23 protein-coding genes and 2 pseudogenes are annotated in these 25,736 nt (G+C 74.6%); 9 read left to right on the top strand and 16 right to left on the bottom strand.

Translation table 11 applies throughout. From position 1 onward, the window contains the following. The first annotated feature begins 59 nt into the window (after positions 1 to 59). Positions 60 to 635, top strand: a complete 576-nt coding sequence (locus tag ABUL08_RS27260) for a Uma2 family endonuclease (RefSeq protein ID WP_350932898.1) — start codon at positions 60 to 62, stop codon at positions 633 to 635. On the opposite strand, the gene ABUL08_RS27255 is transcribed toward ABUL08_RS27260, so the two are convergent. Beyond that, positions 616 to 1,050 (bottom strand): ester cyclase, encoded by a 435-nt coding sequence (locus tag ABUL08_RS27255; protein WP_350932897.1) that lies wholly within the window; start codon positions 1,048 to 1,050, stop codon positions 616 to 618. The two genes, ABUL08_RS27260 and ABUL08_RS27255, sit on opposite strands and share 20 nt — an antisense overlap. A 95-nt stretch (positions 1,051 to 1,145) precedes the next feature. Between ABUL08_RS27255 and ABUL08_RS27250 the strand changes: the two genes are divergently transcribed. Then, positions 1,146 to 2,180 (top strand): glutathione S-transferase family protein, encoded by a 1,035-nt coding sequence (locus tag ABUL08_RS27250; protein WP_350932895.1) that lies wholly within the window; start codon positions 1,146 to 1,148, stop codon positions 2,178 to 2,180. Between the two features lie 18 nt (positions 2,181 to 2,198). On the opposite strand, the gene nuoH is transcribed toward ABUL08_RS27250, so the two are convergent. Continuing rightward, positions 2,199 to 3,161, bottom strand: coding sequence for an NADH-quinone oxidoreductase subunit NuoH (nuoH, locus tag ABUL08_RS27245; RefSeq protein ID WP_350932894.1), 963 nt, complete (start codon positions 3,159 to 3,161; stop codon positions 2,199 to 2,201). Beyond that, positions 3,161 to 3,904 carry an NADH-quinone oxidoreductase subunit C gene (locus ABUL08_RS27240; protein WP_350932893.1) on the bottom strand — a complete coding sequence of 248 codons (744 nt, stop codon included), beginning with the start codon at positions 3,902 to 3,904 and terminating at the stop codon, positions 3,161 to 3,163. The genes nuoH and ABUL08_RS27240 overlap by 1 nt, the downstream gene beginning before the upstream one ends. A 114-nt stretch (positions 3,905 to 4,018) precedes the next feature. On the opposite strand from ABUL08_RS27240, the gene ABUL08_RS27235 reads away from it, so the two are divergent. Then, on the top strand, positions 4,019 to 5,065 hold the full coding sequence (locus ABUL08_RS27235; RefSeq protein WP_350932892.1) for a glucose 1-dehydrogenase: 1,047 nt from the start codon (positions 4,019 to 4,021) through the stop codon (positions 5,063 to 5,065). Between the two features lies 1 nt (position 5,066). On the opposite strand, the gene ABUL08_RS27230 is transcribed toward ABUL08_RS27235, so the two are convergent. Both ABUL08_RS27230 and ABUL08_RS27225 read right to left on the bottom strand, forming a co-directional pair. After that, on the bottom strand, positions 5,067 to 6,383 hold the full coding sequence (locus ABUL08_RS27230) for a DUF2252 domain-containing protein (protein ID WP_350932890.1): 1,317 nt from the start codon (positions 6,381 to 6,383) through the stop codon (positions 5,067 to 5,069). Positions 6,384 to 6,419: 36 nt separating this feature from the next. Further along, a complete protein-coding gene (locus tag ABUL08_RS27225) occupies positions 6,420 to 6,995 on the bottom strand; it encodes an NADH-quinone oxidoreductase subunit B (RefSeq protein ID WP_350932889.1) in 576 nt (191 codons plus the stop codon). A gap of 128 nt (positions 6,996 to 7,123) precedes the next feature. Between ABUL08_RS27225 and ABUL08_RS27220 the strand changes: the two genes are divergently transcribed. Both ABUL08_RS27220 and ABUL08_RS27215 read left to right on the top strand, forming a co-directional pair. After that, complete coding sequence (locus ABUL08_RS27220; RefSeq protein ID WP_377521826.1) at positions 7,124 to 7,690, top strand: SigE family RNA polymerase sigma factor; 567 nt, start codon at positions 7,124 to 7,126, stop codon at positions 7,688 to 7,690. Next, positions 7,683 to 8,933, top strand: a complete 1,251-nt coding sequence (locus ABUL08_RS27215; protein WP_350932888.1) for a hypothetical protein — start codon at positions 7,683 to 7,685, stop codon at positions 8,931 to 8,933. The genes ABUL08_RS27220 and ABUL08_RS27215 overlap by 8 nt, the downstream gene beginning before the upstream one ends. 272 nt (positions 8,934 to 9,205) lie before the next feature. Here the strand turns inward: ABUL08_RS27215 and ABUL08_RS27210 are convergent, their stop codons facing one another. From ABUL08_RS27210 to ABUL08_RS27195, 4 genes are all read right to left on the bottom strand, one after another. Further along, on the bottom strand, positions 9,206 to 9,652 hold the full coding sequence (locus ABUL08_RS27210; RefSeq protein ID WP_350932887.1) for a hypothetical protein: 447 nt from the start codon (positions 9,650 to 9,652) through the stop codon (positions 9,206 to 9,208). Between the two features lie 187 nt (positions 9,653 to 9,839). After that, positions 9,840 to 11,342 (bottom strand): pyridoxal phosphate-dependent decarboxylase family protein, encoded by a 1,503-nt coding sequence (locus ABUL08_RS27205; protein WP_350932886.1) that lies wholly within the window; start codon positions 11,340 to 11,342, stop codon positions 9,840 to 9,842. Between the two features lie 60 nt (positions 11,343 to 11,402). Continuing rightward, a complete protein-coding gene (locus tag ABUL08_RS27200) occupies positions 11,403 to 12,785 on the bottom strand; it encodes an MFS transporter (protein WP_350932884.1) in 1,383 nt (460 codons plus the stop codon). Between the two features lie 32 nt (positions 12,786 to 12,817). Beyond that, complete coding sequence (locus ABUL08_RS27195) at positions 12,818 to 13,132, bottom strand: MGMT family protein (RefSeq protein ID WP_350932883.1); 315 nt, start codon at positions 13,130 to 13,132, stop codon at positions 12,818 to 12,820. A 61-nt stretch (positions 13,133 to 13,193) separates the two neighbouring features. Here ABUL08_RS27195 and proB point away from each other — a divergent pair, with 61 nt between their 5' ends. Next, the gene (gene proB, locus ABUL08_RS27190) at positions 13,194 to 14,303 is read left to right on the top strand and encodes a glutamate 5-kinase (protein ID WP_350932882.1); all 1,110 of its coding nucleotides are present in this window, start codon (positions 13,194 to 13,196) and stop codon (positions 14,301 to 14,303) included. Positions 14,304 to 14,328: 25 nt separating this feature from the next. Next, positions 14,329 to 15,570, top strand: a complete 1,242-nt coding sequence (locus tag ABUL08_RS27185) for a glutamate-5-semialdehyde dehydrogenase (protein WP_350932881.1) — start codon at positions 14,329 to 14,331, stop codon at positions 15,568 to 15,570. 132 nt (positions 15,571 to 15,702) lie between these two features. On the opposite strand, the pseudogene ABUL08_RS27180 reads toward ABUL08_RS27185, so the two are convergent. The 6 genes and pseudogenes from ABUL08_RS27180 to ABUL08_RS30720 form a co-directional block, all read right to left on the bottom strand. After that, positions 15,703 to 16,677 (bottom strand): annotated as a pseudogene (locus tag ABUL08_RS27180) (hypothetical protein); the annotation flags it as partial. 3 nt (positions 16,678 to 16,680) lie between these two features. Further along, positions 16,681 to 17,901 (bottom strand): adenylyltransferase/sulfurtransferase MoeZ, encoded by a 1,221-nt coding sequence (gene moeZ / locus ABUL08_RS27175; RefSeq protein ID WP_350938863.1) that lies wholly within the window; start codon positions 17,899 to 17,901, stop codon positions 16,681 to 16,683. A 70-nt stretch (positions 17,902 to 17,971) separates the two neighbouring features. Beyond that, entirely contained in the window at positions 17,972 to 18,913 is a 942-nt protein-coding gene (locus ABUL08_RS27170) for a DUF3152 domain-containing protein (protein WP_350932880.1), read from the bottom strand. Positions 18,914 to 18,999: 86 nt separating this feature from the next. Next, positions 19,000 to 19,893, bottom strand: a complete 894-nt coding sequence (locus ABUL08_RS27165) for a DUF3152 domain-containing protein (RefSeq protein WP_350932879.1) — start codon at positions 19,891 to 19,893, stop codon at positions 19,000 to 19,002. A 5-nt stretch (positions 19,894 to 19,898) separates the two neighbouring features. Continuing rightward, positions 19,899 to 20,873, bottom strand: coding sequence for an alpha/beta fold hydrolase (locus tag ABUL08_RS27160; protein WP_350932877.1), 975 nt, complete (start codon positions 20,871 to 20,873; stop codon positions 19,899 to 19,901). A 49-nt stretch (positions 20,874 to 20,922) separates the two neighbouring features. Beyond that, positions 20,923 to 22,555 (bottom strand): annotated as a pseudogene (locus tag ABUL08_RS30720) (hypothetical protein); the annotation flags it as partial. Between the two features lie 1,402 nt (positions 22,556 to 23,957). Between ABUL08_RS30720 and ABUL08_RS27150 the strand changes: the two are divergent. Both ABUL08_RS27150 and ABUL08_RS27145 read left to right on the top strand, forming a co-directional pair. Beyond that, positions 23,958 to 24,596: a TetR/AcrR family transcriptional regulator gene (locus ABUL08_RS27150; RefSeq protein ID WP_350932875.1), complete on the top strand. Its 639-nt coding sequence runs from the start codon at positions 23,958 to 23,960 to the stop codon at positions 24,594 to 24,596. 65 nt (positions 24,597 to 24,661) lie between these two features. Continuing rightward, the gene (locus tag ABUL08_RS27145) at positions 24,662 to 24,889 is read left to right on the top strand and encodes a DUF3107 domain-containing protein (RefSeq protein WP_242794550.1); all 228 of its coding nucleotides are present in this window, start codon (positions 24,662 to 24,664) and stop codon (positions 24,887 to 24,889) included. 66 nt (positions 24,890 to 24,955) lie between these two features. Here the strand turns inward: ABUL08_RS27145 and ABUL08_RS27140 are convergent, their stop codons facing one another. After that, a complete protein-coding gene (locus tag ABUL08_RS27140; protein ID WP_350932874.1) occupies positions 24,956 to 25,600 on the bottom strand; it encodes a ferritin-like fold-containing protein in 645 nt (214 codons plus the stop codon). Between the last annotated feature and the right edge of the window lie 136 nt (positions 25,601 to 25,736).

Raw genomic sequence — 25,736 nt, 5'->3', positions numbered from 1 at the left:
TGCGCTTTGCGGCGGTATCGTGAGCGCGGGGAGAACGACACACCGGAAAGGACCCGTCGATGACCGCCGCGCTGCAGAGCGACTACCCGCCCGAGGGCGGGTGGACGACTGACGATCTGGACGCGCTGCCCGAGGACGGCCGCCGCCGCGAGCTGCTTGATGGAGTGCTGATCGTGGCCCCCTCCCCCACCCGTACGCACCAGACCATCGCGATGCGACTCGGCGTCGCGCTCGAACAGGAATGCCCCGACGAGTACGACGTGACCCAAGGCGTGGAGGTGCGGATCAGCCGCACCCGCTCCTTCATCCCCGACGTGCTGGTGACGACATCGGCGGCCGCAGCCCGCGAGCCGTCGAAGTACGAACCGCACGAGATGGTGCTCGCTGTCGAAATCGTCTCCCCCAGCACCCGGTCCATCGACCGGGTGCTCAAGCCGGCGCTGTACGCGCAAGCCGGCATCCCGTTCTACTGGCGGATCGAGGTGGAGGACGACGGGCTGGTGGTACACACCTACAAGATCGATCCGGTGGACGAGGTCTACCAGGAAACCGGGCGGTGGACGAAGTTCGTCGACACCGGCGAACCGTTTCCGGTCAACCTGTCGATCGACCGGATCACGCCCCGGCGCCGCTGACGCCGCCCGGCAGCGGGGGAAGCATCTCGACGCCGAGCTGCTGGAGGAGCTGGAACAGCTCGTTGACGCTCCACACGTCCACGATCCGCCCGGTGTCGTCGTAGCGCAGGAACGTCGCCCCGGAATAGCTCACCACCTGCCCGGTCGGCGGCACCGGGCCGAACTGGCCCGCCTGGGTGCCGGCGGCCCGCCAGTGCACGGCCACCCGGTCCCCGGCCGCCACCACTTCGACGATCTTGTAGCGCAGGTCCGGGAAGGCCGCCCGCCGGTCCCGGTGCCACGCCAGCGCCGCCGCCGGCCCGGTCCCGCCCAGCCCCGGGCAGTCCTGCGCCACCAACTCGTACGCCGTCTCCTCGCGACCCGCGTTCCACACGTCGGCGATGAAGCGTCGGGCCGCCGCCTCCAGATCGGTCACCGCGGCAGCCTAGTCCCCCGCTCCACCGGCTCGGCCTGCCGGCGCGGCCCGGAACGACCATGATGGGACCGGGACGACACCCCTCGGGAGGCGGCATGGGCAGCAACGGCGACGAGGTCGGCGGGAAGTACGTGGAGCCGGGCGGCGAGTTCACCCGCGACCAGCGGTACATCGCCACCCGGATCACCGCCGACGGCCGGGACGGCTGGCCGGTCGAGCCCGGGCGCTACCGGCTCGCGGTCAGCCGCGCCTGCCCGTGGGCCAACCGGTTGATCATCGTACGGCGGCTGCTGGGGCTGGAGGACGCCATCTCGATGGCGGTGGCCGGCCCTACCCACGACAAGCGGAGCTGGACGTTCGACCTGGACCCGGACGGCCGCGACCCGGTGCTCGGCATCGAACGGCTGGCCGACGCGTACTTCGCGCGGTTCCCCGGCTATGAGCGGGGCATCACCGTGCCGGCCCTGGTGGACGAGCCGACCGGGCAGGTGGTCACCAACGACTACGCGCAGATGAGCCTCGACCTGTCGACCGAGTGGACGGCGTACCACCGCGAGGGGGCGCCGGACCTCTATCCGGAGCGGCTGCGCGACGAGATCGACGAGGTCAACGCGGTGGTCTTCGCCGACGTGAACAACGGCGTCTACCGGTGCGGCTTCGCCGGCAGCCAGGAGGCGTACGACAAGGCGTACCACCGGCTCTTCGACCGGCTGGACTGGTTGACCGAGCGGCTGGCCGGGCAGCGCTACCTGGTCGGGGAGACGATCACCGAGGCGGACGTCCGGCTCTTCACCACCCTGGTCCGCTTCGACCCGGTCTATCACGGGCACTTCAAGTGCAACCGGCAGAAGCTCACCGAGCTGCCGGTGCTGTGGGCGTACGCGCGGGACCTGTTCACCACGCCCGGCTTCGGGGACACCGTCGACTTCGACCACATCAAGCGGCACTACTACCAGGTGCACCGGGACATCAACCCGACCGGCATCGTGCCGCTCGGCCCGGACCTGTCGAACTGGCTGACCCCGCACGGCCGGGAGGAGCTGGGCGGCCGGCCCTTCGGCGACGGCACCCCGCCCCCGCCGCCCCCGCCCGCGGAACGCGTCGACCCCGCCCACACGCCGCTGCGCTGAGCGGGGCCGCGCCGCCGCTCAGAGCGCCAGGCGGACGGCCACGGTGAGGACGAGCTGGGCGAGGGCGAGGGGGACGAGGACCAGCCAGCAGAGCCGCTGGAGCTGGTCCTCGCGCAGCCGGGGGTACGCCACCCGCAGCCAGATGATCACGAAGGCGACGGCGAAGACCTTCAGCAGGGTCCACAGCCAGCCGAGCTGGGCGTCCGCGAACGGGCCCTGCCAACCGCCGAGGAAGAGCACGGTGGTCAGCGCGGCGATCACCACGATGCCGACGTACTCGGCCAGCAGGAAGAAGGCGAAACGCAGGCCGGTGTATTCGGTCATGTAGCCGAAGACCAGCTCCGAGTCGGCGACCGGCATGTCGAACGGGGGTCGCCGGATCTCGGCCAGCCCGGCGACGAAGAAGATCAGCATCGCGGGCGCCTGCCAGAGCAGCCACCACGGTCGCCACGCCTCGACGATGCCGGAGAGGCTGAGCGTCCCCGCCGCCATCGCCACCGACGCGGCGGCCAGCACCAGCGGCAGCTCGTAGCCAAGCAGCTGGGCCGCGCCGCGCAGGCCGCCGAGCAGGCTGTACTTGTTCGCCGACGACCAGGCCGACATCAGCACCGCCACCACGCCGATGCCGACCACGGCCAGCACGAAGAACAGACCGATGTCGAGCGGCTGCCCGACCAGGTCGCCCGGACCCAGCGGGATCACCAGCAGCGCCAGCAGATAGGGCACCAGCGCCACCGCCGGGGCGAGCCGGAACACCGCCCGGTCCGCGTCGCGCGGGGTGACGTCCTCCTTCTGCACGAACTTGATGCCGTCGGCGACGAGCTGCGCCCAGCCGTGGAAACCGCCCGCGTACATCGGGCCGAGGCGGCCCTGCATGTGCGCCATGACCTTGTGCTCGACCTGTCCCACGATCAGCGGCAGGGTGAGGAACGCGACCAGCACGCCGACCACCCGCAGGACCAGCTCCAACCAGGTGGGCATCAGGCGTTCCCCTCCCCGGCCGCCGGCTCCGCACCGGCCACCGGCTCCCCGGGGGCGGGCCGTGCCGGCGCCGCACCCGGCGCGGGGCGGGGCGGGCGTTCCCGGGCCGGGCGGGCGGGCGTACCGCCGCGCGGGCCCTCGCCGACGCCGGCCGCGCCCGCCGGGGTGGGCGTACTGCCCCACTCCCCCGGGGCCGGCACACCCGGCGGGCGGATCGGGCGACGACCACCGCCCGCCTCCGACTCGCCCGGTTCCTTGGCGCCCGGCCACGGCTTGGCGACCCGGGAGGCCAGCACGAACTCCTTGCGCAGCGGATGACCCTCGAACTCCGGCGGAAGCAGCAGCGGCCGCAGCTCGCCGTGCCCGGCGAACGAGATGCCGAACATCTCGTACGTCTCCCGCTCGTGCCAGGCCGCCCCCGGATAGACGTCCACCACCGACGCCACCGACGGCGCGTCCCGGGGCACCCGGGTGCGCAGCAGCACGCCGTGCCGCCCGGCCGTCGACCACAGGTGCGCCACCACGTCGAAGCCGTCCGCCAGCTCGTCGACCGCCGACAACCAGTCGAAGAAGTCGAGCCGCAGCTCGGCGTCGTCGCGGGCCGCGCGGAGCGCGTCCCCCCAGCTCGCCGGGGGTACGTCGACCGTGGCGCGGGCGTACCCCTGGCCGCCGGAGACCGACGTGGTGGCCGCCACCGGCGCGAGCAGCGCGACCAACCGCTGGCCGACCTCTTCCGGAGTCATGCCGCTGATCCTATGGCGGCGGCCCGCAGCCCGTCGCGGGCCGCCCGCCGTCGGCGTCGGGTCTTCTGGCCGCTTTGCCGGCGCGACGGCACCGGGGCGGGGAAAGATGAACCCGTGCGCGCCGTCACCGTGACCCCCGGGGTCCCTCACTCGCTGAAGCTCACCGACGAGTGGCCCGAGCCGGCCGCCGAGGAGGGCGCGATCCTGGTGGAGGCGCTGGCGGTGGGCATCTGCGGCACCGACCAGGAGATCATCTCCGGGGCCTACGGCGAGGCCCCACCGGGCCAGGAACGCCTCGTGCTGGGCCACGAGTCGCTGGGCCGGGTGCGGGAGGACCCGACCGGCACCTTCCGCCCCGGTGACCTGGTGGCCGGCATCGTCCGGCACCCCGACCCGGTGCCCTGCGCCAACTGCGCGGTCGGCGAGTGGGACATGTGCCGCAACGGGCAGTACACCGAGCACGGCATCAAGGCGCTGCCCGGCTTCGCCCGGGACCGGTGGCGGGTGCAGCCGAAGTTCGCCGTCGGGCTGGACCCGGCCCTCGCCCCGGTCGGGATGCTGCTCGAACCGACCAGCGTGGTGGCGAAGGCGTGGGACCACATCGAGCGGATCGGCACCCGCGCCGAGTGGCAGCCGCAGAGCGTGCTCGTCACCGGGGCCGGGCCGATCGGCCTGCTCGCCGCCCTGCTGGCCACCCAGCGCGGGCTCTCCGTGCACGTGCTGGACCGGAACACCACCGGGCCGAAGCCGGACCTGGTCCGGTCGCTCGGGGCGACGTACCACACGTCGACCGTGGGCGAGCTGGACTTCCAGCCGGACGTGGTGGTCGAGTGCACCGGCGCGCCCAGCGTCGTGCTGGACACGATGTGCAAGGTCGGGCCGACCGGCGTGGTCTGCCTGACCGGGGTGTCCAGCGGCGGCCGGACCATCGACTTCGACGCGGGCGCGCTCAACCGGTCGCTGGTGCTGGAGAACACCGTGGTCTTCGGCTCGGTCAACGCCAACCGCCGGCACTGGGACCTGGCCGCCCAGGCGCTCGCCCGGGCCGACCTGTCCTGGCTGGAGTCGCTGATCACCCGCCGGGTGCCGGTGGCGGAGTACGCGGACGCGTACACCGCCACCGGCGACGACATCAAGGTGGTGCTGGACTTCCAGCAGTGACTCAGAGGCCCGGCAGGCGGCCGTTGCGGAACAGGTCCACGAAGAGCTGGTGGTCCTCGCGGGCGCGCAGCCCGTACGCGTGCGCGAAGTCGAGCAGGTGCCCCACGAAACCGTCCGGGTCGGCGTCCACGACGGCGACGATCGCCTCCTCGGTGGAGTAGTCGACCAGGTCGTGGCTGGACTCGTCGTCGGCCACCGAGTGCATCCGGGCCACCGCCCGACCCAGGTCGGCCAGCACGCCGGCCAGCTCCTCCGGCTCGTTGACGTCCGACCAGTCCAGGTCGGCCGCGTACGGGGAGACCTCGGCGACGAGCTGGCCGGCACCGTCCAGCTCGGTGAAGCCCAGCCACGGGTCGGCGTACGCCTGGAGTGCCCGCTGCGACTCGGCCGTGCGGTGCCCCTGGTGCCGGAAGTAGCCGCGGACCCGCTCGTCGTCGATGTGCCGCGCCACCGCCGGCACCTGCGCCTGCTTCATGTAGAGGATCACGTCGTTCTCCAGCGCCTGGGTGTGCCCCTCCAGCAGCAGGTTGTACGACGGCAGGCCCGCCGACCCGATGCCGACGCCCTTGCGCAGCACCACGTCCTTGATCCGGGCGGCCACCGGGCGCAGCCGGGGCGCCGAGTCCGGGCGGGTCTCCAGGTACGCCTCGTAGGCGGCGCAGACCCGCTCCCGGGTCTCGTCGTCGATCTCGAAGACGCCGTCGCCGAGGGAGAACCGGCGGTCGTAGTTGTCGATGGTGGTCTGCGCGGCGAGCAGCTCGACCCGGGTGTTGAGCCGGGCCTGCTGGAGCACCCGGCGCAGCACCCCGTCGGCGTTGTCCAGGGTGATCGAGCCGATCGCGTCGTCCCCGCCGGCCGCGATGGCCCGCAGCTCCGTCAGGTACGAGCGGGCGAAGCCGGTCACCAGGTCACCGATCACCTCGTCGGAGAGCGCCTTGGCATAGCCGAGCAGCGCCACGCTGGCCGCGAAGCGCTTCAGGTCCCAGGAGAACGGCCCGACGTACGCCTCGTCGAAGTCGTTCACGTTGAACACGAGCTGCCCGTCGGCGTTCATGTAGGTGCCGAAGTTCTCCGCGTGCAGGTCGCCGTGGATCCAGACCCGGCTGGTCCGCTCGTCGAGGAACCGGTCGTCGGCGAAGTCGCCGCGCTGGTCGGCGTAGAAGAGCGAGGCGCTGCCCCGGTAGAAGGCGAACGGGGAGGCCGCCATCTTGCGGAACTTGCGGCGGAACGCCGCCGGGTCGAGCGCCATCGACGCGCCGAACTCCTCGGTCAGCACGTCGACGATGAAGGCGGAGCGCTTCTCCGCGGACTCGGTCATGGTCCGCAGGCTAATCCCCGGCCGCCACGGCGCGGGTCAGCCGGCCGGGGGACGTACCGGTGGGGCGGTGAGGGACGCCACCGGGCGGCGCGCGGTCCCCGCCGGGTCGGCGTCGACCGGCGGCGCGAGCGCGTCGGGCCGGTGGACGCCGCCGAGGCCGGACTGCTCGGCGGCGATCTTCTCCTGGAGGCGGAGGATGCCGTGCAGCAGCGCCTCCGGGCGCGGCGGGCAGCCCGGCACGTAGACGTCGACGGGGATGAGCTGGTCCACGCCCTTCGTCACCGAGTACGAGTCCCAGTACGGGCCGCCGCAGTTCGAGCAGGCGCCGAAGGAGATGACGTACTTCGGCTCGGGCATCTGGTCGTAGAGCCGCTTGATCGCCGGGGCCATCTTGTCGGTCACCGTGCCGGAGACCACCATCAGGTCGGCCTGCCGGGGACCGTGCGCGAACGGGATGACCCCGAGCCGGATGAAGTCGTGCCGCCCCATGCTCGTCGCGATGAACTCGATGGCGCAGCAGGCCAGCCCGAAGTTGAACACCCAGAGCGAGTAGCGGCGCCCCCAGTTCAGCACGAACCGGATCGGCTCGCCCAGCACCGCCGGCACCTGCACCTCGGGCCTCCCTCGCCTGTCTCCGGAGCGCCAAGTCAATCACACCGATTGCCGGGGTGGTCCGCGCAACCGTTCCCCCGGCCGAGGCGTGTGAGGAAGAGTTGCCGGTCGGCACGGGGAGGAAACAGGTGACGGTGACCATCGACGCGAGGCTCGACGAGCCCCCGCCGGCCGCGGTCGGGCGCGATCCCGCAGAGGTCGAGGAGACCGGCGTCGACTTCGACGAGCTGTACCACGCGCACTTCCGGTCGCTGACCGTGCAGCTCGCCGCCTACTGCGGTGACCTGTCCATGGCGCAGGACCTGACCCAGGAGGCGTTCTGCCGGGCCTTCGCCCGCTGGTCGAAGGTCTCCCGGTACGACGACCCGGTGGCCTGGGTGCGCCGGGTCGCCTGGAACCTCGCCACCAGCCGGTGGCGCCGGCTGCGGACCGCGCAGTCGTTCCTGCGGCGGCAGCGGGAGGAGCACGTGCCCGGGCCCAGCCCGGACCGGGTGGCGCTGCACACGGCGCTGGCCCTGCTGCCCGCCCAGCACCGACGCGCGGTGGTGCTGCACTACCTGGCCGACCTCTCCGTCGCCGAGATCGCCGCGCAGGAGAACGTCGCGGTGGGCACGGTGAAGTCCTGGCTGCACCGGGGCCGCACGGCCCTGGCCAGCCGACTGAGCACGACCAACGAGGTGACCGACCATGGCTGAGCGCGAGGACCTCCTGCTGGGCGACGAGTTCGCGGCGTACCGCGCGAGGGTGCTGCCGACGGTCCACCCGGCCGGTCCCGGCCTGGTGCGGGAGACCGTCCGTCGGCGGCGCCGCCGCTCGGCGACGGCGGCAGCCGCCGTGGCGGTCTGCACCCTCGCCGTCCCGGTGGCGGGCTGGGCGGCGGTGGGCCGGCACCCGGTGGCTCCGCCCGCCCCGGTCGGCACCCTGCCGCCGGAGCCGACGCCGACCGGGACACCGGAGGCCAGCGCCACGCCGGCACCATCGGTCAGCGCGACCGGCGCACAGGCCCGGATCAGCCGGGCGGACCTGCTCGCCGCCACCGTCGACCTGCCGGACTGGCCGGCGGGCGCGCCGTGCGCGTCCGGTCCGACGCGGCTGATCGACCCGAAGGGTCGGCCCGGGGACGCCATCCTCTCCGGCTTCGTCGGCGGCTACGGCGACGTCGACTCCGACGGGGTCGCCGAGCCGGTAGCCCTGATCCGGTGCCTGGTCACCGAGGGCGCCTATCCCGAGCAGGTGGTGGCCTTCGACCGGGACGCCGCCGGCCGGGTGGTCGTCCTCGGCCAGGTCTTCCGCTCGGACGCGACGAAGCCGGAGTCGCTCTTCTCGCTCAGCGTCCACCCCGACGGACTGGTCCGGGTGGAGGTGACCGACGTCGTCCGCACCGACGCCAGCGTGCCGGACGAGACACACCGGCAGTGGCGCGGCTACCGGTGGAACGGCACCAGGTTCGCGCAGACCGACGGCCCGTCGAGCTTCACGCCGCCCGCCGGCACGGGCGGCACCGGCCCCGCCCCGACCACCTCCCCACCGGCCCCGCCCGCGCCGCGCCTGTTCGAGATCCTCGGCTCGACCCTCGACTACGGCGCGCCGGACGGCACCGGCACCCGGCACGGCAGCACCACCATCACCATCGCGAACACCGGCGGCGGCACCGTCGAACATCCGATGGTCAGCTACGTCGACAACGGCACCGATCAGGTGGCGGAGACGGAGGCGCAGGGCTGCTGGAACTTCTTCCGTGACGACGGGCGGATCACCTGCATCGCCCAACCCCTGGAGCCGGGCGGGCAGGCCGAGGTCGAGCTGCCGTTCACCACCGTCGCCGCCGGGCCGGACCACGAGCTGACGGTGGTCGTCCAGGCCGGTCGGAGCGAGACGGGGACGGCGGTGCCGGACACGGCCACCACGGTGAACGTGTCGGTCTCCTTCGGCGGCTGACCCGAAAAAAGTCACTCCACCCCGCAACCGGGAGGCCGCGCCGGGCGTGTCTGTTCGCCAGGCGGTCGCGACTCGGCGGCTCGGGGCGGAACAACGGGGGCTGACGGAGCCGCCCGCCGGATGACCGGCGGGCGGTTCCGTCAGCAGGTCGGCCAGCGGGCCGACCGGTCCCCGGGCCACCGGGGCGACGCCAGGGGCGGCCCGCGCCGGCACGCTGCCGGCCGGGCCGCCCGGTCCCGGTCCGTCTCTCCCCGGCCGGGTGATGAACCTGGTCAGCGCTGCGCCACACCGGGGCCGGGGCCGATGGCCGCCGTGAGCACGGTCGGGCCGATCCAGGCCGACGCGACACCCGGGCCGGGGCCGATCGCGGCCTTCAGCACCGTCGGACCCACCCAGGCGGAGACGACAGCCGGGCCGGAGCCGATCGCGGCCTTCAGCACCGTCGGGCCGATCCAGGCCGACGCGACACCGGGGCCGATCGCGGCCTTCAGCACCGTCGGGCCGATCCAGGCCGACGCGACACCCGGGCCGGGGCCGATCGCGGCCTTCAGCACGGTCGGGCCGATCCAGGCCGACGCGACACCCGGGCCGGGGCCGATCCGGTCGATCACGCCCGGGCCGGGGCCGATCGCGGTGGCGGCGGTGGCACCGGCGCCGGCGGCGACGGCCAGACCGGCGAGACCGAGGGCTGCGCTGATCACGAGCTTGCGAGTGTCCATGGTGCGTCCTCCCGTGTAGGTCCTTCGATGGGAAGAACGCTACGCAGTCGGAAGATCACGGAGAACCACCATTAATTTATGAATATCCATACAATTGGGAGGCAACCTTCGCCGTCCACCGCACTCGGACGGGCCGAAAGGTGACGTGCCGAACCACCCCGGGGTCCGGGGGCTGCCCGGCCGGGGGTCACCAGGCGGGTCGTTGCAGCAGGCTGACGAACTCCGTCAGCAGCCGCTCACGCAGTCGCACCGGGGCGGCGTCGAGCAGCGTGTTCACCACGGCCATCCGGTCCGGCACCGGCGCGGCGGGACCGTCGGTGTCACCGGCTCCCGCGCCGAGACCGAGGCCGGCGGCCAGCCCGGCGATCAGCTCCGGGGTGAGCGCCTCCGGCGTCAGCGTGCCGGCGAGCGCCAGCAGCTCCGGCGGGAGCACCACCGGGCCGGCCGCCCGGGTCGCCGCGACCGCCTCGGCCAGCGCCGGTGCGAACTCCACCACCCGGGGGGCCACCGCCGCGGTGACCGTCAGGTGCACGCTGGCCGGCAGACCGGCGTACGACAGTTGCGGCTGGGTGTGCCAGCCCCGGGCGGTCAGCTCGTCGACGAGCACGAAGAGGTCCAGCCCCGGGTCGTCGGCGGTGAAGCAGACCACGGTGGACTCCGGCTCGGCCATCAGCCGCAGTCCGTCCGTCCCGCGTACCGCGTCGGCCAGCCCGGTCACCGCGTCCCGGGTCCGCCGGGCCAGCTCCAGGTAGCCGTCCTCGCCGAGGTGCCGCAGGGTGGCGTACGCGGCGGCGATCGGGCCGCCGGAGCGGGTGGAGGCGATCACCGGGTTGACCATGGTGTACCCGGGCCAGTCGGCGTACGCGAAGAACTGCGGGGCGCGCAGCGCGGCGTTCCGGTGCAGCAGCACCGACACCCCCTTCGGCGCGTACGCGTACTTGTGCAGGTCGACGGAGATCGAGGTGACCCCGTCGACGGCGAAGTCGAAGGGCGGCACCGGTGCGCCGAGTCGCCGCAGCCAGGGCAGGGTCCACCCGCCGAAGCAGGCGTCCACGTGGCAGCGCACCCCGGCCGCCGCGGCGACCGCCGCGATCTGGGCGACCGGGTCGACGACGCCGTGCGCGTACGCCGGGGCGGAGCAGGCCACCAGCACGGTCTCCGGGCGGATCGCGGCGGCGACGTCCTGCACCGCTGGACGCAGGGTGACCGGGTCGACCGCCACCGGGTCGAGGGCCACCCCCAGATAGTGGGCCGCCTTGGCGAAGGCGGCATGAGCGCTCACCGGCACCACGAGCCGGGGCTCGGTCAGCTCCGGCCGGGCATCCCGCGCCGCCTTCACGGCGAGGATCAGCGACTCGGTGCCGCCGCTGGTGACGCTGCCGACCACGTCCGGCGCGGAGGTGCCCGGTCCACCGCCGAGCAGCCCCGCCGCCGCCCCCACGAGCGCGTTCTCCATCGCCAGCAGGGACGGGAAGGCCGTCGGGTCCAGCCCGTTGACGTGCGCGCTCTCCGCGTACGCCGCCTGCGCCAACTCGTCCAGCCCGGCGACCCCCGGGTCGTACACGTAGGCGAACAACCGACCCCCGTGCGTCGGCCGGTCCAGCGCCCGCAGTCCCCGGATCTCGTCGAGCACCCGCTCCGCGGGCACCCCCTCGACGGGCAGCCCGCCCGCCCGCTCCGCGTCGCTCATGACCCGCCTCTCTCGTCTCGACCGCGCACCACCTCGTCGGCAGCCCGCACTTTCCGGGAATCAGGGCGAATTCTTCGGCTCATGCCCACTCTTTCCGTGAAACTGCGCCGGGGGTGGGGGTGGGGGTGGGGGTGGGGGTGGGGGGAGGAGGAGGGTGGGGAGGGCGAGCAGGAGGGCGGGGAGGAGGGTGAAGCCGAGGAGGACGCCGAGGCGGGCCGTTGCGGACTGGGGGGCGGGGGTGCCGGTGGTGGAGGAGACGTAGCCGGTGAGGTGGAGGACCAGGCCGTAGAGGCCGGGGCCGAGGGCGAGGCCGAAGGTCTCCCCGGCGGTCCACACGCCGGTGAAGACGCCGGCCTGGCGGCGACCGGTGCGCGCGGTCTCGTCGGCGATGCAGTCGGGCAGCATGGCCAGGGCGAAGACCTGCTGGCCGGCGTAGCCCACGCCGATCACCGCCACCAGCAGGTAGACCCCGGCGGCCGGCAGCACGGGCGCGGCGACCAGGGCCGTCGCGCCGGCCGCGAAGATCAGCGACGCGGCGACCAGGGCGGCGCGCTTGCCCACCCGGGCGCCGACCCGGGTCCAGAGCGGCATGACCAGCAGCGCCGGCCCGACGAAGCAGACGAAGAGCAGGGTGGGCCCGGTCTCCGGGTCGCGCAGCACCTGGCCGGCGAAGTAGCTGACCCCGGCCAGCACGGTCGCCACCCCGGCGGACTGCACCACGAAGCAGGCCAGCAGCGCCCGGAACGGCCGGTTCGCGGCGACGACCGCGAGCTGGGCGCGCAGGCTCGGCTCGCTCTCCCCCACCGTGCCGGTCGGCGCGGCGCGGGTGCCGAGGAACGCGCCGACCGCGCCGAGCACGATCAGCGCGGCCACGAAGAGCCCCATCCAGCGGTGCCCGGCCACGCCCTCGCCGCCGGCGGCCACCACCGCCGGGGCCACCGCCCCGGAGACCAGGATGGCCAGCGCCAGCACCGCGATCCGCCAGCTCATCAGCCGGGTACGTTCCAGCCGGTCGTCGGTCAACTCGGCCGGCATCGCCACGTACGGCACCTGGAAGAAGGCGAACGCGGTGGCGGTGGCGAGGAACGCCAGCGCCACGTACGCCCCGGCGCCCGGCCCGGTGCCGAACGGCGCGGCGAAGATCCCGGCGAAGAGCACGGCCAGCGCGAGCCCACCCGCCAGCAGATACGGCCGGCGGGCGCCCCAGCGCGAGCGCGTCCGGTCGGAGATCCGCCCGGCGACCGGGTTGACCAGCACGTCCCACGCCTTCGGCAGGAGCACCAGCAGGGCGGCCACGCCCGCGGCGACGCCCAGCGTGTCGGTCAGGTAGGGCAGGAGCAGCAGCCCGGGCACGGTGCCGAAGGCCCCGGTGACCAGTGAGCCCAGCGCATAGCCGGCGTGCACCCGGCGGGGCAGGCGCCCGGTCGGCCCCGTCGCTTCCATGGCGACGAATGTTACTCACGTTATGGCCCCGGTCACATCCCCTCGTCCGGCGACCAGGCCGCCGCCCGGATGTCCACCCCGGACCCGCGCAGCGGGCACCCTTCGGCCCGCAGCCGGGACCGCGCCTCCACCTCGTGCCCGGGCGGCAGCCGACCGGCCGAGTTCACCACCCGGTGCCAGGGCACCCCGCCCCCGTGCCGGGCCATGATCGCGCCGACCAGCCGGGCCGACGCCCGCCCGGAGCGCTCGGCGAGCGCGTCGGCCACCGCCCCGTACGACATCACCCGGCCCGGCGGAATCCGCTCGACCAGGTCGAGCACCGCCTCGACGTACTCCTCTGGTGTCACGACCGGCCAGAGTATGGGAACGGCGGCGGCCGTGGTGGGACGGACCGCGCAGAATGGTCGCGTGCGCGAAGCTGTCACCTCGGCCCGGCGGGTCGTCGTCAAGATCGGTTCGTCCTCGCTGACCACGGCGACGGGCGGGCTCGACGACGCCCGGGTCGACGCGCTGGTCGACACCCTCGGCGCGCTGGCCGCCGACGGCCGGGAGGTGGTGCTGGTCTCCTCCGGCGCGATCGCCGCCGGCCTCGCCCCGCTCGGGCTGCCCCGCCGCCCCCGCGACCTGGCCACCCAGCAGGCCGCCGCCAGCGTCGGGCAGGGCCTGCTGATCGGCCGGTACGCGGCCAGCTTCGCCCGGCACCGGCTGACCGTCGGGCAGGTGCTGCTCACCGTCGACGACGTGACCCGCCGGGTGCACTACCGCAACGCCTACCGGACCCTGCGCAAGCTGCTCGACCTGCGGGCCGTGCCGATCGTCAACGAGAACGACACGGTGGCCACCGAGGAGATCCGGTTCGGCGACAACGACCGGCTCGCCGCGCTGGTGGCCGCCCTGGTCCACGCCGACCTGCTGGTGCTCCTGTCGGATGTGGACGCCCTCTACACCGGCGACCCGTCCCGGCCGGAGACCAGCCGGATCGGCGAGGTGCACTGCGAGCGGGACCTGGCCGGCATCGACATCGGCGGCGCGGGTCGCGCCGGGGTCGGCACCGGCGGCATGGTCACCAAGGTCGAGGCGGCCCGGATCGCCACCGGCTTCGGCATCCCGGTGGTGCTCACCGCGGCCCCGCTGGCCGCCCGGGCGCTGGCCGGCGAGTCGGTCGGCACGCTCTTCCACCCGGAACGGCAGCGCCCCGCCGCCCGGCTCTTCTGGCTCGCGCACGCCACCACCCCGCGCGGCCGGCTGCACCTCGACCCGGGCGCGGTGCAGGCCGTGGTGGGCCGACGCAAGTCGCTGCTGCCCGCCGGGATCACCGCCGTGGACGGCGCGTTCACCGCCGGCGACCCGGTCGACCTGGTCGACGCCGACGGTTCCCCGGTGGCCCGGGGCCTGGTCAACTACGACGCGGTGGAACTGCCCGGCCTGCTCGGCCGTTCCACCGGCGAACTCGCCGCCGCCCTCGGCCCGGCGTACGAACGCGAAGTCGTCCACCGTGACGACCTGGTGCTGCTGTGAACCCCCGCATTGAAGGAGTAGGCAGATGAGTGTCGTCGAGCAGGCCCGGCGGGGCCGGGACGCGGCGGAGGCGCTCGCCGTCGCCACCCGTACGACCAAGGACGCCGCGCTGGTCGCGATGGCCGACGCGCTGGTGGCGCGTACCCCGGAGATCCTGGCCGCCAACGCGACGGACCTGGCGGCCGGGCGGGCGGCCGGGCTGACCGACGCCGTGCTGGACCGGCTGGGGCTCGACGCGGCCCGGGTCGCCGGCATCGCCGACGCGCTGCGCCAGATGGCCGCGCTGCCCGACCCGGTCGGCGAGGTGGTCCGCGGATCGACCCTGCCCAACGGCCTGGAGCTGCGGCAGGTCCGGGTGCCGTTCGGGGTGGTCGGCATCATCTACGAGGCCCGCCCGAACGTCACCGTGGACGCCGCCGGGATCTGCCTCAAGTCCGGCAACGCGGCGCTGCTGCGCGGTTCCTCCTCGGCCGCGCACTCCAACGCCGCGCTGGTCGCGGTGCTCCGCGACGCGGTCGCCGGGGCCGGGCTGCCGGCCGACGCGGTGCAGTTGCTCGACGCGAGTTCCCGCGACTCGGTCAAGGAGCTGATGCGGGCCCGGGGCCTGGTCGACGTGCTGATCCCGCGCGGCGGCGCGTCGCTGATCCGGACCGTGGTCGAGGAGTCGACGGTGCCGGTGATCGAGACCGGGGTGGGCAACTGCCACGTCTACGTGGACGCCGACGCCGACGTCGGCAAGGCCGTCGCGGTCACCCTGAACGCCAAGACCCAGCGGTTGAGCACCTGCAACACCGCCGAGTCGCTGCTGGTGCACGCGGACGTGGCGGACGCGTTCCTGCCCCCGATGCTGGCCGCCTTCGCCGAGGCCGGGGTGACCGTGCACGGCGACGAGCGGGTGGCCGGCTGGTCCGACGCGGTCGTCCCGGCCACCGAGGAGGACTTCGGCACCGAATACCTCTCCGCCGACATCTCCGTCGCCGTGGTCGACTCGCTCGACGCGGCGGTCGCGCACATCCGGCGGTACGGCACCGGACACACCGAGGCGATCATCACCGACTCGCAGCGGTCGGCCCGCGAGTTCGTGGCCCGGGTCGACGCGGCGGCCGTGATGGTGAACGCCTCCACCCGGTTCACCGACGGCGGCGAGTTCGGGTTCGGCGCGGAGATCGGCATCTCCACCCAGAAGCTGCACGCCCGCGGCCCGATGGGGCTGCCCGAGCTGACCAGCACCAAGTACGTCGTCACCGGGGACGGCCACCTGCGCTGAGGCTCAGCCGGCCGTCGGCTCCTCCGGGCCGGTGCGGCCCGGATCGGCGGCCGGCCGCCCGCGGGGCGGCGGGACGACCGGGTGCTGCCCGGTCGGGGCCGGGCTGACCGGCCGGGGCGCCGGGATCACCGACCGGCAGGCGCGGATCGCCCGCAGGGTGGTGTGCACGTCGAACTGGTGGCCGTCGTCGCTGTCCCAGCCGCCGTCGCTGCGCTGCGTCTCGGCGAGCCGGTTGCGCGCCGACACCAGCAGCCACTGCTCCTCGCCCACCTCGACCCGGCGCAGCGTCGCGGCCAGCCAGGCCACGTCGGCCGGGGACATCGTCGGGATCCGCTCGGCCAGCACCGCCTGGATCCGCGCCGACTCGTAGTAGAGCTGCTGACGGTGCAGCACCGCCGCGCTCAACCAGCCGGCCGGCAGGAACGACGGCCAGCTCCCGTCCGGGGCGAGCTGCGCGGCGAGCGCCTGCGCCGCCGCCTGCACCACCCCGGCGTACGCCCCGCCGACGCGGTGGTCGAGCGGGCCGGCGGCGCGGGCGTCCAGACCGGCCACGGTCAGCCAGAAGCCGGCGTTGGCGGTGAGGAAGAGCCGGGCCTCCGGGTCCCCGGGGCGGGCCCACTCGGGGGCGAACCCGGCCAGCGACGGGTCCTCGTCCCAGCCGCCGTCGGCGAGCTGCCGGGCGGCCAGCCAGTCCAGCGCGTGCCGGGCCGCCGGACGGCCGAGCGCACCCAGGTCGTCCAGTTCGGCCAGCCGGAAGCAGGTCGCGTCGACCGACGCCACCTCGCCGCCGAGGACGGCCGGCCAGCCACCGTCGGGCGTCTGCCCGGCCTCGGCGACGTCGAGCAGCTCGTCGGGGACCGGGGCGCCGTTGCGCAGCCGGGAGAGCCGGGCACGGTCCACCGCGTCCCCGTGAGCCACGACGAAGCCGGTCGCGGCGTCCAAGTCGACCACGGCGGCAACGCTACCGGCGCAGACGTGGTTGCGCCTCGTTGATTCGGCCGAGGCGGGACTGGCTGCGTCGCTCCGGTCGGCGGGGGCGGTGCGTCCCGGTGCGTCGATACGCGAAGGGGCGGGGCGGCCGTGGCCACCCCGCCCCTTCGCCCGCACGGGTCAGTACGCGGGCAGCGACGGGTCGATCTGCTTGATCCAGGAGAGCACCCCGCCCTGGACGTGCACGGCGTCCCGGAAGCCGGCTGCCTTCAGCGCGGCGAGCGCCTCGGCCGAGCGGACCCCGGACTTGCAGTGCAGCACGATCTGCTTGTCCTGCGGGAGCTTCGCCAGCGCCTCACCGGAGATGATCTCGCCCTTGGGGATCAGGGTCGAGCCGGGGATCCGGACGATCTCGTATTCCGCGGGCTCGCGGACGTCCACCAGGAAGATGTCCTTGCCGGCGTCCTGCCACTCCTTGAGCTCCAGCGCGGTGATGGTCGCGTCGACCACCGCCTCCTGGGCCTCCTCGGAGACCGCGCCGCAGAAGTCCTCGTAGTCCTCCAGCAGGTCGGTGACCGTCGGGTTCTCGCCGCAAAGCACGCAGTTCGGGTCCTTGCGGACCTTGATCTTGCGGTATTCCATCTCCAGGGCGTCGTAGACCATCAGCCGGCCGACCAGCGGCTCACCGATGCCGGCGAGCAGCTTGATCGCCTCGTTGACCTGGATCGAGCCGATCGACGCGCAGAGCACGCCGAGGACGCCGCCCTCGGCGCAGGACGGCACCATGCCGGGCGGCGGGGGCTCCGGGTAGAGGCAGCGGTAGCAGGGGCCGTGCTCGGCCCAGAACACCGACGCCTGGCCGTCGAAGCGGTAGATCGAACCCCAGACGTACGGCTTGCCGAGCAGCACCGCCGCGTCGTTCACCATGTAGCGGGTGGCGAAGTTGTCGGTGCCGTCGACGATCAGGTCGTACCCGGAGAAGATCTCCCGGACGTTCTCCCGGTCCAGCGCGGTGTTGTGGATCTCCACCGTGACCAGCGGGTTGATCTCGCGGATCGAGGCGGCGGCGGACTCGGCCTTGGAGCGGCCGATGTCGGAGACGCCGTGGATGATCTGACGCTGGAGGTTGGACTCGTCGACGGTGTCGAAGTCGATGATGCCGAGCGTGCCCACGCCGGCGGCGGCGAGGTACATCAGGGCCGGCGAGCCGAGGCCGCCGGCGCCGACGCAGAGCACCCGGGCGTTCTTCAGCCGCTTCTGCCCCTCGACCCCGACGTCCGGGATGATCAGGTGGCGCGAGTAGCGGCGGATCTCGTCAACGGTCAGCTCGGCGGCGGGTTCGACGAGCGGGGGCAGCGACACGGTGGACTCCCCGGGGTCGGCGGTGGTGAACCGCGCAATTGTCGCTCGCCCGGGTAGGGATCGGCCATGATGAGGGACACGTCGTCCGAACTGCGGGAGCGGGAATAACTCAGATCCCCGCCACCGGCTCGCCGGAGTACCGCCTCCCGTCGACGTACGGCCAGGCGTTGGCGACGCAGCCGTCCAGCCCGTACGTCTGCTGCTGCATCACCGGGGCGGGCTCGCCGGGCCCCGGACAGGCCTGGTGCTCCTCGCCCAGCTCGTGCCCGACCTCGTGGTTGATCACATAGCTGCGGTAGGTCTCCACCGGCGCCCCGTAGTCCGGCACCGCCTCCATCCACCGGGCCAGGTTGAGCACGACCCGGCCGGGCAGCCGGCACGAGGTGTACCGCTCGGTGGTCAGCCCACCCTCGGCGCACATCCGCTCCGAGGTGGCCGGGGTGGCCAGATAGATGGTGAAGTCGGCGGCGGCCTCCTCGGCCACCCGCTGGAGCCGCAGCTCACCGGAGGCGATCCAGCTGCGCGGGTCGCCGAGCACCTCGTCCACGGTGGCGGCGAAGGCGTCCACGTCCTGCCCGGAGCCCTCCTCGACGGCGACCCGGTAGCGGCGCAGCGGCCCGTCCACGCCCCGGACCGGGGACCCCCCGTCGGCGGCGGCGAACCGGCCCGAGGCCGCCGTCGGATAGCCGCTCGGCTCGCTGCGGGTGCCGGCTCCCCTCGGCTCGCTGCGGGTGCCGGCTCCCGCCCCGGTCGGATCGGCCTCCACCACGAACGCCGGCCGGGGGTCGCCGGAGGCCGCCGCGACGTCGTCGGCGACGCGGTCCGGCAGGCCGGTCACCGTGGCCGTCGCGCCACCCGCCGCCAGCAGCACCAGGACGAGCAGCAGCGTACGGCGGCGACGGCGGCGCATCCGACGGAGCGCGGGGCGGACCGGAACGGGGCCGACGGGGGCCGGCGGACGGTCGAAGTCCAGCGGCACCGGCTCCCGGCCGGGACGGTCCGGTGGGCGGCGGGACTCGGCAGGCGGGTCGTAAGGGGACGACGACGTCATGCCACCAGCGTGCCATCCGATTCGGGCATTTACTCCCGATTGCCGCTGTTGCCGCGAAATACTCGACATCGCCACGAGAAGGACGATCAGACCGGTGGCCCGGTGTACCGCCGCCCCTCCACGTACGGCCACGGGTTGGCGACGCAGCCGTTCAGGAAGAGCGTCTGCTGCTGCATCACCGGAGCCGGCCGACCCGGCCCCGGGCAGCGCTCGTGATGGTGCCCCAACTGGTGGCCGACCTCATGGTTGATCACATAGAGCCGGTAGCGCTCCAACGGCAGACCGGCACTGACCAGGTGCGGCACCGAGAGCCGCCAGCGATCCAGATTGATGATCACCTTGCCGGGTGTCCGACACGAGGTGTACGGCCGACCACCCACCCGGATGTCGGTCCCCCCGGCCAGGCACATCCGCCCCGCCGTGCCGGCGGTGGCCAGGAAGACCGTGAAGTCGTACCGGGCGCTGCCGGGCACCCGCTGCAACCGCAACCGGCCACTGTCCACCCAGCTCCCCGGGCCAGCGAGGGCCGCCTGCACCGCGTCACCGAACGCCGCCACGTCCTCCCCCGAGCCGTTCTCCACCGCCACCCGGAACCGGCGCAGCTCGCCGGCCCGGCCCAGCACCGGGGCGGGACGGTCGTCGTACCCGAAGGTGCCGCGACCGGCCGACGGCACCGGCCCGGACAGCGCCAGCACCGGCGCGACCGGCGGCACGACCGACGGCGCATCCGCTACGGACGGCGGCGACGGGGACGCGCCGGCGGGCGCGGTGGCGGGCGGGACCATCGGCGCGGTGGCCAACCCGTCGCTGACCAGCACCTCGGCACCGGCCGTCGGGTGCCGGACCGCCGCGAACACGCCGCCGCCGAGCGCCACCACGAACGCGACCAGCACCACCACCGACCGCCAGCCACGGAAGGCCGGACGGTCGCCCGGGGCCGGCGCGGGACCGGTACGCGAGGAGCGGGAGGACGTGGACATCCGGGTCAGCCTGCCATGTCGTGCCGGCCGGCGCTCTCCTCGGTCTCGTCGAGCAGCCCCAGCACGGCGCGGGCCACCGTGCGGGGCACCTCCAACTGGGCCACGTGCCCCACCCCGTCCAGCATCAGCAGTCGGCTGTCCGGGATCATCCGGGCGGTCTGCGGCGCCACCCGGACGTCGACCAGCCGGTCCTGCCGGCCCCCCACCACCAGGGTGGGCGCCTGCACCGTCCGCGCCAGCCGCCACAGCGACCCCGACCCCGGCAGGTACGACCGCAGGAAGCTGGAGACCAGACCCCGGAACGTCCGCACGTACGCCGCGGCGTAGTGGCTGGCCTCGTAGCGCACCCGGATCTCCTCGATCGCCTCCAGCCGCCGCTGCTCGCTGATCCGGGTCACGTCCGCCACGCAGGCCTCCATCACCTGCTGCGCCATCACCTCCGGCGCGAGCTGCGCCAGCCGCCAGGCGGCCAGCCGCTCACCGCGCGGGATCGCCAGCAGGGGCAGCATCCGCCCCTGGAGCGACCGGCGGAAGTCCAGGAACGGCAGCGCCGGCGAGACCAGTGTCAGGGTGCGGACCAGGTCCGGGCGCAGCGCGGCGACCTGCACCGAGACGGCCCCGCCGAGGGAGTTGCCGAAGAGGTGCACCGGCCCCCGGTCGCTGTGCTCGATCCAGCGGACCACCCGGTCGGCGAAGGCGGGGATCGTGTAGCGCCGCCCCGGTTCGCTGCGACCGAAACCGGGCAGGTCGATGGCCTGCCCGTCCAGCCGGTGGGCGAGCAGGCCGGCCAGGTCGGTCCAGTTCTGCGACGAGCCGCCCAGCCCGTGCACATAGAGCGCCGGCTCCGCGCCGGACGCAGTGGCCGGGGTGTCCCGGACGTACGTGACCGTGCCGTCGAGGCGTACCTCCCGGCCGGGCCAGGGCGACGGCACGTGATGCGCGGGCAGGAGATCGTCCGGCCCGAGGGTGGCGCGCTTCATGCCTCCAGTGTTTCCCGTCCCGCCGCGCCCCGACACCGTCGACCCCGCCTCAGGCGAGCAACGCCTCGAGCCGACGGTTGACCGCCGCCAGGGTGGCGCGGACCACCGCCTGCCGGGGATCCCCGGCCACCAGCGCGGAACCGGCGAGCTGCTCCACCCAGCCGTCGCAGACCAGCAGTGCCACCACCGTGGCGACCTCGCAGTTGCCGAACGGCACCACCGCGGTGTGCTCCACGAAGCACCGCCCCCGGTCCGACGCCTGCGGGGCACCCCGCAGCAGCTCGTCCACGGCCGCCGCGGCGGCCACCGCGCAGAGCCGCAGCACGTACCCGTCCACGGCCGGGCCGGTGGAGTGCCCCTCGGCGGTCTCGTCGCCGGCGATCAGTCGTACCTCGACGGTGGCGTCCAGGCCGAAGGTGCTCACCTGGACGTGGTCGATCACCACCCGGGGCCCCGGCACACCGCCGGTGTCCAGCGGTCGCGAGGGCGCCGTCTCCGTCGTGGTCACCTGCCCACCGGAGTACGACGTGCCGAGCGTCGCCGGGCTGCCGGAGGCGGCGCCGGTCGGGGCGGCGGCCAGCGAGTTCTCCTCCACCGTGGCCCGACCCCGGTGCGTGGGGGCCGGCCGGCGACGGCGCGGCGGCTCGAACTCCGGACGGGACGACGCCGGGCTCTCCCGCGGCGACGGCACGACCTCCGGCCGGGCGTCCCGCGCCCGGCGGCCCTCGGTGTCCCGCAGGGCGCCGAGCCGGTTCTCGCCGACCCGGTTCTCCCCGAGCCGGTTCTCCCGGGCGCGGTTCTCCCCCGCCCGTGGCTCCGCCGAGCGACGGCGGACCGGGGGCGGCGCGCTGGCCGGCATGCCGGGCAGGTTCTGCGGGGCGGCGGCCAGCCCCATCCGGTCCTGGAGCAGGCGGGCCACCTGCCGGCTCACCTCGGCCGGATCGGCGCCGTCGGCCAGGTCGAGCCGGAGGCTGTGGGCACCGGCCGGGGTACGGCGCAGGGCGGCGTCCCGGACGCCGGCCACCTCCCGTACGGCGTCGAGGATCGCGTTGACGTCGAACCCCTCCGGCCGCTCGCGCAGCGGCGCGGGCTCGTCGTCCCGGCGCAGGTGGGTGGCGATACGGGCCAACTCCGGGGTCTCGGCGGACGGCTCCACGACCGGCGGCTCCGGCACGACGGGCACGTCCGGTTCGGCGGGGACGCGCTGTGGCAGCACCGGCGGCGTCGACTCCGCCGGACCGGCGGCCTCCGGCTCGGTCGGCGCCGGCTCGGGGACGGACCGGCGGGCCGCGTAGGGCGGGGCGCTCGTCGGAGCGGGCCCGGCGGCGGAGCGGTCGGCGCGGGACGGCCCACCGGCGGCCGAGCGGTCGGCCCGGGACGGCCCGGTCGAGGCGACCCGGGCCGCCGGGTCGCCGGCAGCGGCGATCCCGGGGACGCGGGGCGACACGTCCCCGGACGGGTCGACGGAGGCGGGCGTCGTCTCGACCACCGGCCGCAGCCGGAACGGGCGGTCCTCCTCCGCCGAGCGGACCACGGCCACGGGCGCCGGATCGCGGGGCGGCGGGGGGTACGACGGGACGGGCGGCCCGTCCGGCAGCGGCGGCGCGCTGACCGGGGGGACACCGGTCGGCAGCAGACCGGGCGGTGGGGCGACGGCCGACGGGGCACCGGTCGGGGTCGGGTGGGCCGGGGCGGGTGCGCCGCGCGGCCCGGGCGGGGCGCTGGTCGGCGCGGCGGGCGGCAGGGCGCTGGTGGGCGGGGCGGACGGCGAGGCGCTGGTCGGTGGGGCGCTGAACGGGGTGCCGAGGGGCGCTCCGCCACCCCACGCGGGCCGCTCGACGCTCTCCCGCGCCACCGGCCCGTACGCCGGACGCGGCTCCGACCCGTAGCCCGAACCCCGTTCCGACCCGTACGCCGGACGCGGCTCGGGCTCGTACGCCGGACGCGGTTCGGGCCGGACCTCCCCGTACGCCTCGTAGGGCGGGGTGGGCTCCGCGCGCTGCGGCTCGTACGACCGGGTCTGCTCGGCCGGGAGCGGCTCCTGGGGCGGGGTCGGTTCGGGGGCCCAGCCGCTGCCGCGCTCGTCGCGGGCGCGGCGGCCGACCGGCTGCTCCTCGCGGGACCACGGCGGCGCCCAGCCGCCCCAGCTCGGCTGGTTCCAGTTCGGCCCCGACCACTCGGGTTCCTCGGCCGACCCGGCGTCACCCGACGGGCCGGCGGGCCCGGCGGACGCGCGGGGGGTCTCGGCCGGCGGCTCGGCGGCCGGCTGCTCCGGCGGGAACCGGTCGGCCCAGCTGCGTGCGAGCGGTGGCTCGGCGGCGGGCCGGTCGACGGTGGGGGCGTGGAAGCCGGGCGGCACCTCGAAGCCGGAGGCGGCGGCGCCGACGGGCGGCACCTGGAGGGCGGGCGGCGCCGAGGAGGGCACGCCCGGATCGGCGCGCCGGGACGCGCGGGGGGCAGGTGGCTCGTCGGAGGCGTGGCGGGCCGGGCCCGGCTCCGCCTCGGCGGCCGACCGCTCCACGACGGGCGCGGACCGCTGCGCCGGCACGACGAGCCGGTCGGCGCTCTCCCGCGGCGGCTCCTCGCCGGACCCGGGCGGGGCGCTCACCGGGGTCTGCCGGGCGATCGGCTGCTCATGGTCGGCGTGGTGCACACCGTTGAGGTGGGGTCGACCGTTGACCCGGGCGGGGGGCTCCTCGGCCGGTCGGCCGGGCAGCGGGTCCGGCAGGTCGCCGTGCCGACGGGACGAGGCGCCCCAGCCGGTGTCGGGTTGCCGCCAGGAGGGCAGCGCGTCGCGACCGCCCTCCGCGCTGCGGGACCAACCGGTCACCGGCGGCGCCCACCCGCTGACGGAACGGGCCAGGTCGTCCTGCTGACCTGTTCCGTCGCCGTGCTCTCCCGGGGTGGCGGCTCCGGGTTGCCCTGATTCAGTCACCGCGCGCTCCTTGGTCGCCCCCGCTGAGGCTACCGTGTGGTGACAGTGGCGATAAGTTACAGCGGCGGGCCAATTCCGGGACGGGCATACGAGCCCCGACCGGTTCGGGTGAAAAGTGCCGGCTCGTACGAAGGAACTCGGAGGCTCCCATGACCGCTGTGGGGAACGGTCCACAGACCGCCGGTCGGCCCACCCGCCTGCCCCGCTCGGCGCGGCGCAAGCAGTTGCTGGCCGCGGCGCAGGAGGTGTTCGTCGCGCAGGGCTACCACGCCGCCGCGATGGACGACATCGCCGAGCGGGCGGGTGTCTCGAAGCCGGTGCTCTACCAGCACTTCCCGGGCAAGATGGAGCTCTACCTGGCGCTGCTGGACACGCACTGCGACGCGATCGTCGCCAAGGTGCACGACGCGATGCGCGGCACCAACGACAACAAGGAGCGGGTCGGCGCGTCGGTGCAGGCGTACTTCGACTTCGTCGACCACGAGAGCGAGGCGTTCCGCCTGGTCTTCGAGTCGGACCTGCGCAACGACCCGGCGGTGCGGCAGCGGGTGGAGCGGGTCGAGCAGGGCTGCATCGCGGCGATAACCGACACGATCATCTCCGACACCGGGGTCAGCCGGGCGCACGCGGAGCTGCTCGCCTCCGGCCTGGTCGGCGCGGCGGAGACGGCGGCGCAGTTCTGGTTGGCCGGCGGCCGGCAGATGCCGAAGGCCGAGGCGGAGGCGCTGGTCGCCGCCCTCTCCTGGCGGGGCATCGCCAGCTTCCCGCTGCAAGGTGAGTCAGCCTGAACATCCGGCCGCGAGATCGGATAGCCTTCCCATCGGCGGCTCTTTCGCCCACCTGAGGAGGCACAGTGGAGGTCAAGATCGGCGTGCAGTACGCGCCCCGCGAGCTGGTTCTGGAGAGCGCGCAGTCGCCGGCCGAGATCGAGCAGATCGTGACCGACGCCTTCGCCAAGAGCGAGGGCACGCTCTCCCTGACCGACGAGAAGGGCCGGCGGATCATCGTGCCGGTCGGCAAGGTCGCGTACGTCGAGATCGCCGAGGCGTCGCCCCGCGCGGTCGGCTTCACCGTCCGCTGAGCGGAGTTCCGGCCCGCCGGGGCGGGGTGACGCCCGTCCCCTGCCCCGGCGTGCCGGACCCGGCGGTCAGTTGTTCAGCCCGACGGCGGTCATCCGCTCGGTGTGCACGGCGGTCAGGCGCTGGAACAGCGCCGGCACGTCGACCCCCTCCCGCCGGCCGATCAGCGCGGTGAGCGCCCCCCGGTCCGCGGCGGCGACCCGCCCGGCCTGGGAGAGCGCCTCCCCGACGAGGCGTCGGGCCCACATCGAGAGCCGACCGGCCACCCGCGCGTCCGCCGCGATCGCGGCCCGGATCTCGGCGGCGGCGAACTCGGCGTACCGGGACTCGTGCAGGACGTCGAGGACGAGCCGACGGTCCGGCTCGTCGAGCGCCCCGGCGATCTCCCCGAGGAAGTCGTCGGTGATGGCGTCCCCGACGTACGCCTTCGTCACCGCCTCCAGCCAGTCCTTCGGCTCGGTCGAGTCGTGGAACGCCTGCAACGCCCCGACGTACGGCCCCATCGCCTCCTCGGGCAGCGCGCCGAGCGCGACGACCCGGTCGGCGACCCGCCGGTAGTTGGCCATCTCGGCCGCCGCCATCTCGCTCAACGCGGCCCGCCGCCGCAGGTCGGGGGCGAGTCGGGCGTCGGCGGCCAGCCGGTCGAAGGCGAGCAGTTCGCCGTACGCGACGAGGCCGAGCAGGTCGACGAGGGCGGGATCGGGCGCGGTCACCAGCGCACGCTACCGCCCGCGCGCGACCCGCAGGGGGCGGGCGATCGGTGTGACCCAGCTCACCCCGGCATGCCCCGGACGCCGCCCCGTCAGCGGAATCGGGACGAGGTCGGGGCGGTTCAGGTAAGGTGAGGCA

Source organism: Micromonospora sp. CCTCC AA 2012012 (assembly GCF_040499845.1).
Taxonomy (GTDB): domain Bacteria; phylum Actinomycetota; class Actinomycetes; order Mycobacteriales; family Micromonosporaceae; genus Micromonospora; species Micromonospora mangrovi.
Note: the sequence above shows the minus strand (reverse complement) of the source record. Positions and strands in the feature narration are given on the sequence as shown.